Annotated in this window: 12 protein-coding genes; 7 read left to right on the top strand and 5 right to left on the bottom strand. The window is 64.9% G+C overall.

Annotated features, from left to right (window positions below; translation table 11 throughout):
• Positions 1 to 523 (top strand): rhodanese-like domain-containing protein (locus tag VJ307_00515; GenBank protein ID HJX72607.1); only part of this gene is annotated, 523 nt, incomplete at its 5' end.
• 43 nt (positions 524 to 566) lie between these two features.
• Here the strand turns inward: VJ307_00515 and VJ307_00510 are convergent.
• Entirely contained in the window at positions 567 to 1,268 is a 702-nt protein-coding gene (locus VJ307_00510; GenBank protein ID HJX72606.1) for a DUF2270 domain-containing protein, read from the bottom strand.
• A 409-nt stretch (positions 1,269 to 1,677) separates the two neighbouring features.
• Here VJ307_00510 and VJ307_00505 point away from each other — a divergent pair, with 409 nt between their 5' ends.
• On the top strand, positions 1,678 to 2,133 hold the full coding sequence (locus VJ307_00505; GenBank protein ID HJX72605.1) for an Rrf2 family transcriptional regulator: 456 nt from the start codon (positions 1,678 to 1,680) through the stop codon (positions 2,131 to 2,133).
• Positions 2,134 to 2,152: 19 nt separating this feature from the next.
• Positions 2,153 to 3,316, top strand: a complete 1,164-nt coding sequence (locus VJ307_00500; GenBank protein HJX72604.1) for a PLP-dependent aspartate aminotransferase family protein — start codon at positions 2,153 to 2,155, stop codon at positions 3,314 to 3,316.
• 104 nt (positions 3,317 to 3,420) lie between these two features.
• Here VJ307_00500 and mtgA read toward each other — a convergent pair whose 3' ends face one another.
• Together mtgA and VJ307_00490 are read right to left on the bottom strand one after the other, a co-directional pair.
• Positions 3,421 to 4,356 (bottom strand): monofunctional biosynthetic peptidoglycan transglycosylase, encoded by a 936-nt coding sequence (gene mtgA / locus VJ307_00495; GenBank protein ID HJX72603.1) that lies wholly within the window; start codon positions 4,354 to 4,356, stop codon positions 3,421 to 3,423.
• 101 nt (positions 4,357 to 4,457) lie between these two features.
• Positions 4,458 to 4,958 carry a CopD family protein gene (locus tag VJ307_00490; protein ID HJX72602.1) on the bottom strand — a complete coding sequence of 167 codons (501 nt, stop codon included), beginning with the start codon at positions 4,956 to 4,958 and terminating at the stop codon, positions 4,458 to 4,460.
• Positions 4,959 to 5,103: 145 nt separating this feature from the next.
• Between VJ307_00490 and VJ307_00485 the strand changes: the two genes are divergently transcribed.
• Genes VJ307_00485 through VJ307_00470 form a run of 4 tightly spaced genes read left to right on the top strand, consistent with a single transcriptional unit; the run spans position 5,104 to position 9,406 of the window.
• Positions 5,104 to 5,976 (top strand): EamA family transporter, encoded by an 873-nt coding sequence (locus VJ307_00485; GenBank protein HJX72601.1) that lies wholly within the window; start codon positions 5,104 to 5,106, stop codon positions 5,974 to 5,976.
• 4 nt (positions 5,977 to 5,980) lie between these two features.
• Positions 5,981 to 6,985: an alpha/beta hydrolase gene (locus VJ307_00480; protein ID HJX72600.1), complete on the top strand. Its 1,005-nt coding sequence runs from the start codon at positions 5,981 to 5,983 to the stop codon at positions 6,983 to 6,985.
• Positions 6,982 to 7,455 (top strand): DUF3015 family protein, encoded by a 474-nt coding sequence (locus VJ307_00475; protein ID HJX72599.1) that lies wholly within the window; start codon positions 6,982 to 6,984, stop codon positions 7,453 to 7,455. The genes VJ307_00480 and VJ307_00475 overlap by 4 nt, the downstream gene beginning before the upstream one ends.
• Positions 7,456 to 7,507: 52 nt before the next feature.
• Positions 7,508 to 9,406: a DUF4105 domain-containing protein gene (locus tag VJ307_00470; protein ID HJX72598.1), complete on the top strand. Its 1,899-nt coding sequence runs from the start codon at positions 7,508 to 7,510 to the stop codon at positions 9,404 to 9,406.
• A gap of 128 nt (positions 9,407 to 9,534) precedes the next feature.
• On the opposite strand, the gene VJ307_00465 is transcribed toward VJ307_00470, so the two are convergent.
• Both VJ307_00465 and VJ307_00460 read right to left on the bottom strand, forming a co-directional pair.
• Entirely contained in the window at positions 9,535 to 10,521 is a 987-nt protein-coding gene (locus tag VJ307_00465) for a nitroreductase family protein (protein HJX72597.1), read from the bottom strand.
• Between the two features lie 7 nt (positions 10,522 to 10,528).
• Positions 10,529 to 11,989 (bottom strand): penicillin-binding transpeptidase domain-containing protein, encoded by a 1,461-nt coding sequence (locus tag VJ307_00460; GenBank protein HJX72596.1) that lies wholly within the window; start codon positions 11,987 to 11,989, stop codon positions 10,529 to 10,531.
• Positions 11,990 to 12,060: the final 71 nt, after the last annotated feature.

Genomic DNA, 12,060 nt, shown 5'->3' with positions numbered 1-12,060 from the left:
CGAAGCGTCCAAGCGGATCGACACTGCGGCCCTCGCCATCACGCAGCGGATGCCCCTTGGCGAGATCGCGTCAGCGGATTTCTGCTACGCTCCCCCCTACTCCGGGGCAATGGACAATCTGGTCCACCTCGCCACCACCCTGGAGAACAAGGTAACGGGCCTCGCGGTGGGCCGGTCGCCTCTGGCGATCCGGCGGATGATCGACGAGGGAGAGGACTTCGTCCTTCTCGATGTGCGGACCCTGGCAGAGCACATGGACTCACGGATCGCGGACCCGCGGCACCGCTACATCCCCTTGGAGGAACTGCGGGAACGGGCCGGCGAATTGCTCAAGGACAAGGAGGTCGTGGCGTATTGCAAGACGTCCCTTCGGGGGTACGAGGCGATGCGGATCCTCAAGGGGGCCGGGTTCGGGAAGGCAAGCTACCTGGACGGCGGGATCGTCGCCTGGCCGTTTGCGCTCGAAAAAGGCTGGAGAACCATCGACGCTGAAAGGCCTCCCCATGCCGGCCAAAGAGGCTGATCGGCGCCCATGGCCCCCGTGTATGAACCGGATCCGGAGCCGCCTATGGGGATCTTCTCCGCTCCCGAAGGGTCATCCGACTGACCGTTTCCTCGCTGGGCGTTTTGATGGCCAGGACGGTGGCGATCAGCACGAACAGTACAGCCGTGGCGGCAACGAACCAGCTCGGGAACAGCTCGCCGACAGCCAGCCGCGCGTGGAACTCGAAGATGTCGGTGGCGCTCTGCGGGTGGATGAACACCTTGGTGAACCAGACGGCGCTCACGAAGTAGACCAGGAGCAGGTAGTTGCTCCGCAGGCGCATCCGCAGCGCCATGAACGTCCCGACCGTGAAACGCGGCCGCTCCAAGTCCCACGCAAGCTCCTCTCTCCAGGAGGACTTCTCCTCGGACGAGGGTGGGCACAGCCGCCCACCGAAGTAGTGCGCTTCCAGCACATGAACCCGCCACTTGGATTGGAGCAGGTGGCGGAACCGCCGGGCCTCGATGAAGAGGCAGATGCCGATGAGGGCAAGACCGAGCAGCAAGATGAAATGCGGTATGCCCGGCGATCCCAAGGTGAACGTCGTCATCCCTGTGCTCAGAAGTATCGCCCAATTGCTCGTCGTATCCAACCGGGTCCTCCACACGGTCATCCTGTTCATCTCCCCCCGGTAGAGATGCACCATCGCCGTGTGGAATCCCTCCGGATCTTCAGGGCGGTTCCACATAACGGCGTCTTCCGGCAGGAGTTCTTGGCTGCTCATGTCCGCCTCAGCCTACCACATCCGCCGCGGACCCGGCGACGGTTCCACGCGACTAAGTGCTCCATTTCACAAATACGGCAACGTATTCGTGCGTGCCTCCCGGTGCCCAGGCGCAGCGGGGGGTTCCTCGGAGCGGCCTATGGAGCGAGGCAGAAATTGCGTCGAGCGGAATGGCAGCGAGCGGTCGCAGGTCGCGAGCGTAGCGGAGAGGAAGCCGCCCGCGAGCCCCGGGCACCGGGAGGGGAAACGCCTTAGGGCATCGGCCCGATACGATACCGTATTTATGAAGCGGAGTACTAAGCCGTAAAAAGAGAAGGGCCGTGAAACGGATCTCTGTGAAACGGATCTCTTGACGGAAATAATCCCTATATATACAATCGGATAGGTAGAATAAATGCCCGGAGGAAGGATGCGGCTGTCGAAAAAAACGGAATACGCTCTCCGGGCGCTTATTTACGCGGCTCGCCATCCGGAGGGGACCACGTTCCAGATCAAGGAACTGGCGGTGAGGAACGGGATCCCGAAGAAATTCCTGGAGCTGATCCTTCTGGAATTGAAGAACGCGGGCATCGTCGTGAGCAGGCGCGGGGTCGGGGGCGGCTATCTCCTCGCCCTGCGTCCGGAAGCGATCCGCTCCTCCAAGATCATCGAGGCCGTCGAAGGGCCGATCTCCCCGGCGAAGGCGCAAAAAAGAAAAGGGAGAAAGGCGCTCGACGAGGACTCGTCTCCTGCGGTCTCCCGGCTCGTCCGGGAGACTTCCGAGGCGATCCAGGCGGTGCTCGACCGCTGGACGCTCGCCGACCTCGCGAGGGAAGAGCAGGAGGCGGCGGAACGCAGGCAGCGCAACGTCACGTACTTCATCTGACCCGAAGGAGACCCCGCCCCTGAAGCGGAAACGTTCGATAGAAACCGTCGCCGCGCAGGCCGGAGTGGGCGCCGACCGCGCGTTCGGCTCGATCAGCGTCCCGATCTACGCGACGGCCATCTACCGGTACGAGGCGTTCGGCAAGCATCGCGGCTTCGACTACTCCCGCTCGGAAAACCCGACGCGGCAGGCGGCGGAAAAGGCGATCGCCGATCTCGAGGGGGGAAAGAAGGCGGTCGCCTTCTCGTCCGGGATGGCGGCCATCTCCGCGGTGACGACGCTCTTCCGGTCGGGCGATCACATCCTGTGCTCCGACGACCTGTACGGGGGCACCTACCGGTTGTTCGAGCGGATCCTCAAGCATTACGGGCTGGCGTTCGACTACGTCGACATGGGGAATCCCGGGCAGGTGGCGAAAAGGATCGGAAAGAAGACGAGGGCCGTCTTCGTCGAGACGCCCACCAACCCGCTCATGAAGATCGCGGACATCCGGGAGGTCGCCCGGATCGCCCGGAACAAGGGGATCCTCTCCGTCGTCGACAACACGTTCATGTCGCCGCTTCTGCAGAGGCCCCTCGCGCTCGGGGCCGACGTGGTGGTCCACAGCGCCACCAAGTTCCTCGGCGGACACAACGACCTGATCGGGGGGGCGGTGATTACCACCGACCCGGGCCTCGGCGAGAAGATGCACTTCGCCCAGAAGGCGGTCGGCGCGGTCCTCTCCCCCTTCGACTCCTGGCTCCTGCTCCGGGGGATCAAGACGCTTGCCGTCCGGGTGGCCCGGGCCCAGCAGAGCGCGGAAGTCATCGCGGCCTATCTCGCGGCCCACCCGTTCGTCCGCAAGGTCTTCTATCCGGGACTGCCCGGCCATGCACGGCGAGACTTGCATTTCTCGCAGGCGGACGGCCCCGGCTCGATCATCTCCTTCGAGCTGGCGAGGGAATCGGCGGTCCCGCCCTTCGTAAACGCCCTGAAAACCGTCCTGCTGGCCGAAAGCCTCGGGGGCGTGGAGTCCCTCATCACCCACCCTTCCACGATGACCCACGCCGACATCCCCCTCGAGGAACAGGCCGCGGTGGGGCTTACCCCCTCGTTGGTGCGCCTCTCCGTCGGGATCGAGAACCCCGACGATCTCGTCGCGGATATCGGCCGGGCGCTCGGGAAAGCGAAGGAGCGCGGTTAGGTCTCCCCTGCCCCCCGCCCCCCCTACCGGGGTTCTCCCTCGGACAGAGCAGCGTGGAAATCGGCGCGCTGGATCCGGCGCGCCGCTCCGCTATCGATACGCCCCTAACGGCTCTCGCCTGAGGGGGGGACAGGCGACGGCTCGGACCCCGCACCGTTTCCGTTCTGCGGGGAACTGGTCCCCGGGGCAGGAGGCTCCGGCCCGGGACCGCTTCCGGGAACCGGAAGTTCCCCGGTCTCCTCCGGCGGCGGGGACGCGATTGTGCTTTCCACCTTGCGGGACAATCCCTCGATGTTCGGCTCCTCCGCCAGGGCGGTCTTGTACTCCTCCTCGGTGATCATGTGCGCGGCGGCCATCCGGCGCAGGATCCGGTCGGAACGGCGCACGACGCGTCCCAGGTTCCGGTACGGATCGTACACCTTCGGGCCGGGCAGCATCGACGCGAGGAAGGCGCTTTCCCGAACGGTGAGGCCGGAGGGCGGTTTCCCGAAGTAATAACGCGAGGCGTGCCCCACGCCGTAGACCATCGGACCCAGCTCCACGACATTGAGGTAGAGCTCGAGGATCCGGGACTTGCTCAACCGGTCGTCGATGCGGCGGGCAAGGATGTACTCCTTGATCTTCCGGGAGATGGACTTCTCCCTCGACAGGAAGAGGTTTTTGGCCAACTGCTGGGTGATCGTGCTCCCCCCCCGGACGAACCGCCCCTTCTGGATGTCGGTCCGGATCGCCTCCTTGATCGCTTCGTAATCGACTCCCTCGTGGGTGTAGAAGTTGGCGTCCTCGGCGGCGATCACCGCCTTCTTGAGAGAGGAGGGGACGGCGGAGATCGGCGTCCAGTAACGGTTCCCGGGACCGACCTGGAAGGGGTGCTCCTTTCCGCGCCAGTCCCTCACCGTGACGTCGAAGGAGGCGCGCGGGTCGGCGAGCGGCTTGACCGACGGGAGAAAGACGAGGGAGACTCCGGTCCCCGCAGCCCACAGGACGACGGCCCCCGCAAGAACCAGAAGGATGCTCCGGGCGACGCGCGGGAAGCGCATGGGGAAATTATACCGCCGGCAGGAGGGAAACGGCGGGAGAAAACGGTCCGCCTCCGGCACGGCGGCGGCGCGTCGTGGCGCGGAGGGGAACGCCGTCGGGACTACCCGCGCAGCCAGACCGCGGTCACCATGGCGGCGACTCCCAGCGCAAGCGCGATCTTCGGGAGGAACCCCTTCGAGCGCTCGCGGATCGTCCCTTCCTTCCCTCCCGAGAGAAGCGCCTCGGAGGCGATGTCGCACACCCCGGGGATCGGAGAGCACGATTTCGTCTTCGGGCAGACCGCGAAGATGACGAGCATCGCCCCGGTGAGCCCGATCTTCAGCAGGATGTACCGGCCGGCCGTCGTCGTCCACAGCCCGGAGAACGACCCCAGCAGGAGATACGCCTTCGCGAACCCGCTCCCGGCGAGCAGGACGATCGACGTCCCGACCAGCTTCCGGAACCGCTGCTCCATGAGCGCGAGAAGGAACGCGCTCTGGACACTCACCTCGTTCTTCCGGAAGACCGGGTCGAGAACCGCGATGTGGAAGATCATCCCGCCCAGCCACGCGATGGCGGCCAGCACGTGGACGGCGGTAAGCACGACGCGAACCGGTTCCATTCGGCACCTCCCCTTGATCCGCTTCCATTATAGGGCGCATGGGGAACCCGCGGCTTTGATCCACGTCAACCGGCGATCCGCGCGTTCTTCCCGGTTCGATCGACACCGGTTGCGAAAAAGAACCGGGGACCGTAATGTAGGCGGGATGCCCACCTCCGCGCTGCTCCTCATCCTCCTATCCGCGGCGACGCACGCCGGGTGGAACCTGATCCTGAAGACGACGCGGCACAAGCTCCCCTTCAACGTCTTCATGCACGCCTGCGCGGTCGCGATCTTCTCGGCGTACTGGCTCCTTAGGTACGGGGCGATCCCTCCGCCCTCCGGGCCGGTCCTCCCTTTGGCGATCGCGGGGGGATTCTTCTTCGCGATCTACCACGCCTGCCTGACCGCCTCGTACGAGCGGGCGGACGTGTCGCTCGCCTATCCCCTCACCACGACGGGACCGCTCTACATCCCCCTGTGGGCGTACCTCTTCCTGGACGAGCGGCTCTCCCTCCTCGGGATGGCCGGGATCCTCGTCGTGTTCCTGGGAGCCTACATCCTCCAGATGCGGGAACTCTCCTGGGCGGGCTTCTCCTTCCCGCTGCGGAACATCCGCCTTCCCGGCGTTCTGCTGGCAATCGTGGCGGGGGTCTTCTACTCCGTGGGGGCGATCGTGGACAAGCGGGGGGTGACGGTTGCGGACGTCTTCGTCTACACCTATTACCTGGACATCGCCCTCTTCCTCTTCCTTCTGTCCAACGCCCTGCTGGCGAACTCACGGAACAAGTTCCTCGAGGAGATCCGGGCCCACTGGCCGCGCGGGATCGCGGCCGGGTTCATCCTCTTCCTCTCGTTCACGACGTACCGGGTCGGCCTCCAGATGGCGAAGGTGTCCTACGCGGTCTCCGTCCGTCAGGTAAGCGCCATCGTAGGCGTCGTGGGGGGGATCCTCCTTTTCCAGGAACGCTTCGGGCGCATCCGGCTCATCGGCGCAGCGCTCATCGCCATGGGGGTCGTGTGCATCAAGCTGGGGTAGCGACATGAGATTACGTTTCCTGCCGCGTTTTGTGCTCCTTCTCCTCGCCACCTTCCTGGCGATCCTTCCGGCGTGCGATTCCTACTTCTTTTATCCGCAGCGGAGCTTCATGGCGAACCCGCACCTCGACCGCGTCTTCCACGAAGACGTGTTTTTCGAGGCGCCCGACGGCGTGCGGCTCCACGGATGGTTCCTCCGGCCGAACGACGAGCCGCGCGGGACCATCCTTTTCTTTCACGGGAACGCGGAAAACATCAGCACCCACGTGGGCGCCGTCCTCTGGCTCGCCATGGAGGGGTATCAGGTCTTCCTCATCGACTACCGGGGATACGGGAGGTCCGAGGGAACGCCGGAGATGGAGGGGATCCACGTGGACGCCCTGGCGGCGATCGACCGGTTGTTCCGGACGGAGGGGGTCGACAAGGACCGCATCGTGGTCTTCGGGCAATCCCTGGGCGGGGCCGTCGCCGTGTACGCCGTCGCCAACTCCCCGCACCGGGACCGGATCCGGGCGCTGATCATCGACAGCGCGTTTTCCGGATACCGACGAATCGCGCGGGAAAAGATCGCCGAAGTGGTCCTCCTGTGGCCGTTCCAGACCCCCCTCTCCCTTCTCGTTACGGACCGATACAGCCCCTGCCGCTGGATCGGGCGCATCCGTCCCGTACCCGTCCTCATCCTCCACGGAGAAGCGGACAAAGTCGTTCCCGTCCGGCACGGGGAACGGCTCTACCGCCTCGCCGAAGAGCCGAAGCAGCTGTGGATCGCCCCCGGGGCGGGGCATATCCAGGCGCTGTCCGACGGGAACCTGCGGAAACGGCTCCTTTCGTACCTCGACTCCGTCCTTCGGAGGCAGAAAAGCGGGGAGACGGAACCGGGGGAACGGCAATCGGGGGACTCGTTTCCCGGGTCCATCACCTCCTTTTCTGAAACTTTCCTTTTCCCTGGGCATTTCAGTTATCATGACCTCGATTTTCCACTATGCGGCAAAAGGGAGGACCTAAGATGAAGCGGATGCTCGGAATAGTCGCATTAACCCTGATCTTCGCCACCACCTCGTTCGCGGCGGAAATGGGAGTGGCCCGCACCAACACCGGTTGCGGCCTCGGGACGATGCTCTTCGAGGGCAGCGCCAACGACTCCAGCCTGCTCCAGGCCTTCCAGGCGACGACGAACGGCACATCGGGAGCCCAGACCTTCGGCATCACCTCCGGCACGTCGGAGTGTACCCAGCCCAAGAAATTCGTCCAGAACGAGCGGCTCAACGAGTTCGTCTACGCGAACCTCGACACCCTGGCGAAGGACATCGCCCAGGGGCGGGGCGAGTCCGTTCAGACCCTCGCGGAGCTGATGCAGGTCGCGCCGGAGAAACGGGAAGCGTTCTACCGCAACCTGCAGACCCACTTCGCGGAAATCTTCCCCCGGGAGAACGTGGAGTACGCGCAGGTGGTCGATACGATCGTTCAGCTTTCTTCCTAACGGGCAACAGGCGGGAGGAGCCCCCTTCCGCGGGAGAATGCTATAAGAGGGTATGCTGCGCAAACTCGCATACCCTCTTTTTTTTCTTCTCTTGTTCCCTCCCCTGCAGGGAGCGGCGGAGACGACACCGTACCGCGACGAGCTGAAGGAATCGGCGACAAGGCTTCGCCTCCCGGACGACCGGTACTGGCACGTCCTCCTGCATTACAAGCGCGGACTGTTCGGCACGGAAAGCCTCGTCGATGACCGGAAGTTCTTCCTTTCCCCGGACGGCAAGCACGACCCGTCTGCGGAGCTCGATGCCGCCATCGACGGGCTCTTCGCAGACGGCGAGGAGGAGCAGACCATCCCGAGATGCCGGTTCCCCGCCCGGTACGACTGGCTGATCCGGCGGCTTACGGTCGACCTCACGAAGCTTCCGGAGGTCTCCTGCCCGACCCTCGAGGAACAACGCCAGAGGATCGATGCAAAATCCGCAAGCCTCATCTTCGCCTCGGGGCACATGAACGCCCCCGCCTCCATGTTCGGCCACACGTTCCTTCGATTCGACTCTTCCTACGAAAGCCCTCTCCTGTCGTACGCCGTAAACTACGCGGCCCAGATCGACCGGAGGGACAACGGACTGGTCTACGCGGTAAAGGGGATCTTCGGGCTCTACCCGGGCTACTTTTCCATCCTCCCGTACTACGACAAGGTGAAGGAATACGGCAACATGGACCAGAGGGACCTCTGGGAGTACCGGCTGAACCTGACCGAAGAAGAGGTACAGCGGATGGTCCTGCACGTCCTGGAACTGCAGGGGCTCTACTCGGACTATTTCTTTTTCAAGGAGAACTGCTCCTACGACCTGCTCTTCGTCCTGGAGATCGGAGCCCCGACGGCCACGCTCACCGACCGGTTCCGCCGGTTCACCATCCCCATCGACACCGTAAAAGCCGTCCGCGCCGAGGGTCTGATCTCCGATCCGGTCTTCCGCCCCTCCCAGGCCCGGAAGATCCGTCACATCGCTTCCTCTATGGACGAAGCGGACATCGGGCGAGCCCGTTCCGTGCTCGACAACACCGTTGCCCCGAGGGAGATCCTTGCCGTCGACATTCCCGGCGCCGCAAAAGGGGCGATCCTCGACCTCGCCTCGGAAGCCGTCCAACTGCGATATGCCGAAGGGCAATACACGAAGGAAGAGTACCTGAGGCGGTTCCTGACGGTCCTTTCCGCACGGAGCACGATCCCGGCGGCGGAGAGCGTACTTACGCCCATTCCGGCGCCGGGCCAACCCGAAAGCGGCCACGAGTCATCGAGGGTGGCGCTGGCGGTGGGCATCCGGGAAGAGAGCCCCTTTCTTGAGGTGTCCGGCAGGCCGGCCTATCACGACCTTTTGGACGCGGACGACGGCTTTACCCCCGGATCCCAGATCGAATTCTCCCGTGCGACGGTGCGCTACTACCCCGATAGCGGGCGTTTCCGACTGCAGGAGTGGGACCTGGTCCACATCCTGTCGCTTGCCGGGCGGGACGACTTCTTCCGGCCGGTTTCCTGGAAATTCCGGACGGGGTTCGCGACCAAGCCTTTCCCGGGCGGATCGGACGCACTGGTCTTCTTCCTGAATCCGGGGGGCGGAATGGCTTGGGACATCCGGCCTCTCGGCCTGGCCCACGTGCTGCTGGAAACGGAGGTGAACGTCGCCGGCAGGTACCGCCCCGATTACACGGCGGGAGTCGGCCTGTCTGCCGGGATCCTGAGGCAAATGTCACGCTCCTGGAAAATCCTCCTGGAGGCGCGCCAGATCTTCGGCGTCCTGGGGGACGAAAAACGGGGGCGGGAGTTTTCGGCGGTCCTCCGCCAGGGGATCTCTCTCGACCGTCACCATGCACTATTTGTGGATGTCGGCCGGACCGTTTCCCCCGGACTCCACTACAACGAAGCGAAATTCTCTTGGAATATCTATTTCTGACGGGAAACGGTGGCCGAAGGATCGCCGAAAGGGGAATGCGGGGCGAGCTGTCCGTCGCTGCCCACGGCGCGCCGGCAAAATGAGGCGCCGTCCGGAAACGGACGGGAACGATGCCGCGCCACGGGGGGCTATCCCCCGATGTAGTCCTTCACCTTGGCGAGAAACTCCGCCGATACCGGTATCACCCGCCCTTTGGCGTAGTCGAACATCACCTGCACGGTTTCGGTCTCGGTGAAGACGCGGCCGTCGCGGGGATCGAACAGTTCGGCCTGGAACCGGAAGGAACTTCGGGCGACGTCGGTAATGTGCATGCGCAGTCGTACCTGGTCCTGGAGCAGGATGGGGAGACGGTACCGGACGGTCGCCTCGGCAAGGATGAACTCGTAATCCTCGATCCTGCCCACCCCCACCACCTCGGCGAAGAATTTGGCCCTCCCGAGCTCGAAAAGAGTCATCGCAACCGCGTTGTTCACGTGCCCCATCGCGTCGATGTCCCCGAACCGCAAGGGGATATCAGTCTCGTACACCTTCGCGGGGGCCGAGGGCAAGGTCCCCCGGAAGGGCTCTCCCCACCGCCCGCGGAAGGCGATCTCCCCCACGTCCTTGCGGGCCCGCGGCCGCTCGTCCTTCCTCCGGGTCTCCTCGTCGAGATCCTCGTGCCTGCCCTCGTACCCCACGGCGATGACCGCGATCGGCAGGAAATCCTCCGGCAGGGAGAGGGCCGCCCTCAGGGGCTGCTCCTTCCACCCCGCCATCGGGTGGGCGAGAAGTCCCTGATCCGCCGCGCGGAACAGGAGACTCATGGTGGCCAGCCCCGTGTCATGGTGGAAGTACTCCCGCGCCTCCACAACGGCCCCGTCGGCCTTACGCGCACCGGTGACGAGGAGGACCGGAGCCCGTTTCGCCCAGCCGTTTCCCGCGTCGAGGGACGCCTCGACGGCGGGCCGCGCGGAGTCTTCCCTGGCGACGATCACGAACCGCCACGGCTGCCGGTTCGCGCAGGAGGGCGACCACCGGGCGGCCTCGATCATCCGCTCGATCTTTTCCGGCTCGACCTGCCTGTCCGAAAAGGCCCGCAGGCTCCGCCTCGCCGATATCAGCCGGGAGAAGTCCATCGGACGGTCACCCCCGGGAGGAGGGACCGCCGGGAAGAAAGGGTTGGTAGGACAGCCACCGGGGGGTGGGCGAGGGAACGGACGACCGGGGAGACGCGGGCGCCCGCTTGGCCTCCGGCTGGCTCTTCTTCGGCTTTTTGCTGGCCGCGCCCTTCTTGTTCGCTCCCTTTTTCTTTGCCGCGGCGCGCCCTTTTTTCTTCGCCCGGCGTTTCGCGTAGGCGGGGGGGGTGGATTGCGGATACCCGAAATAGGAGGACATCGCCTCCTTCCCGACGTAGCTCCCTTTGATCTTCCAGTGGTTGCTGTTCACCACGAGGGCGGCGACCGCGATTTTCGGGTCCTTCACGGGAGCGACGCCGGCGAACCATTCGAAACGCATTCTCGGGTTCCATCCCGACAGGGAACCGGTCTTGCCGGCCACCTCCATGTCCCGCAACATCGGCGTGGAGTCGGGGGTGCCGAACGTCCGCCGCGACGTCCCCATCTCGATCGTCTTCACCATCATCTTGAGCAGCGCCTCGGCGGTCTCGGGGCTCACCGTGTCCCGCCACTTCGACGGCACCGCATCGTAGAGGGGGTCGCCGTCCTTGTCCTCCACGCTCTCGATCAGGATCGGCCTCGGCATCTCCCCGGAGGAACCGATCGCAGACATGATCATCGCCATGTGGAGGGGGGAGACATACACTTCCCCGAAGCCCGCGCCGGTCCGGGCGAGACGGTACTCGTCCGACGGCACATAGCCGTTGCTCACCTCGACGGGAAGGCCGAACGGGATCTCTTGCCCGAACCCGAATCTCTCCATGAACTCCTCGAGCGCCTCGCTCCCCACGTAATCGACCGTCACTTTCCCGAAGACGGAATTGGACGACTTGGCGATGGCCTCCTCGAGCGTCATGGTGGGAACGCCCCGACCCCCGCGGGTATGCAGGCCCTTGCGCGTGATCCGGTAGATCCCGCCGCGATAGCTGATCTCTTCCTCGGGGGAGATCGACCCCTTTTCCAACGCCGCCGCCGCCGTGACCACCTTGATGAGGGAGGCGGCGGGATAGATCGCCTTCAGGGGGAGCCACGGGTCGTACTCCCCTCCCTTGCGGTATCCCACGAGGGCCAGGACCTTCCCGGTCTTCGGCTCCATCGCGGCGAAGACCCCGTACGGCGGGTCGAACCGGCGAAAAAGATCGAAGACGGCCTTCTGGAGATTCGGGTCAAGGGTGAGGGTTACCTTCGCCCCGTTCGGAGTGGTCCCCTCCGACAATCCGACGGCGAGGAGCTGCCGGAGGTCCTCGGGCGCCAGGCCGTGCGCGAACGCCTGCTGCTCGTCCTGGGCCGGGAGCGCCCGGGACGGCGGAGGCAGCTGGTGCCGGTTGGCCGCGCTGACCGCACGGGAGATTCCCCAGACGGCAAGGAGGGCTGCCAGGACGGAAAACGCCCGGACCACCGGTTTTCCCCCGTACCGCCCCTTCGTCACGGTTTCCCCGCCAGGCACACGAGGGCTTCCGATTCCGGAGAAAAGTCGGACCCGGCGAAATCCCCGAAATA

It is taken from the genome of Candidatus Deferrimicrobiaceae bacterium (assembly GCA_035256765.1).
GTDB lineage: Bacteria > Desulfobacterota > Deferrimicrobia > Deferrimicrobiales > Deferrimicrobiaceae > CSP1-8.
Note: the sequence above shows the minus strand (reverse complement) of the source record. Positions and strands in the feature narration are given on the sequence as shown.

Excerpts from the sequence above, each read along its gene's own strand:
- VJ307_00510 (HJX72606.1), bottom strand. The coding sequence starts at position 1,268 with ATGAGCAGCCAAGAACTCCTGCCGGAAGACGCCGTTATGTGGAACCGC.
- VJ307_00505 (HJX72605.1), top strand. The coding sequence starts at position 1,678 with ATGCGGCTGTCGAAAAAAACGGAATACGCTCTCCGGGCGCTTATTTAC.
- mtgA (HJX72603.1), bottom strand. The coding sequence starts at position 4,356 with ATGCGCTTCCCGCGCGTCGCCCGGAGCATCCTTCTGGTTCTTGCGGGG.
- VJ307_00490 (HJX72602.1), bottom strand. The coding sequence starts at position 4,958 with ATGGAACCGGTTCGCGTCGTGCTTACCGCCGTCCACGTGCTGGCCGCC.
- VJ307_00485 (HJX72601.1), top strand. The coding sequence starts at position 5,104 with ATGCCCACCTCCGCGCTGCTCCTCATCCTCCTATCCGCGGCGACGCAC.
- VJ307_00480 (HJX72600.1), top strand. The coding sequence starts at position 5,981 with ATGAGATTACGTTTCCTGCCGCGTTTTGTGCTCCTTCTCCTCGCCACC.
- VJ307_00475 (HJX72599.1), top strand. The coding sequence starts at position 6,982 with ATGAAGCGGATGCTCGGAATAGTCGCATTAACCCTGATCTTCGCCACC.
- VJ307_00470 (HJX72598.1), top strand. The coding sequence starts at position 7,508 with ATGCTGCGCAAACTCGCATACCCTCTTTTTTTTCTTCTCTTGTTCCCT.
- VJ307_00465 (HJX72597.1), bottom strand. The coding sequence starts at position 10,521 with ATGGACTTCTCCCGGCTGATATCGGCGAGGCGGAGCCTGCGGGCCTTT.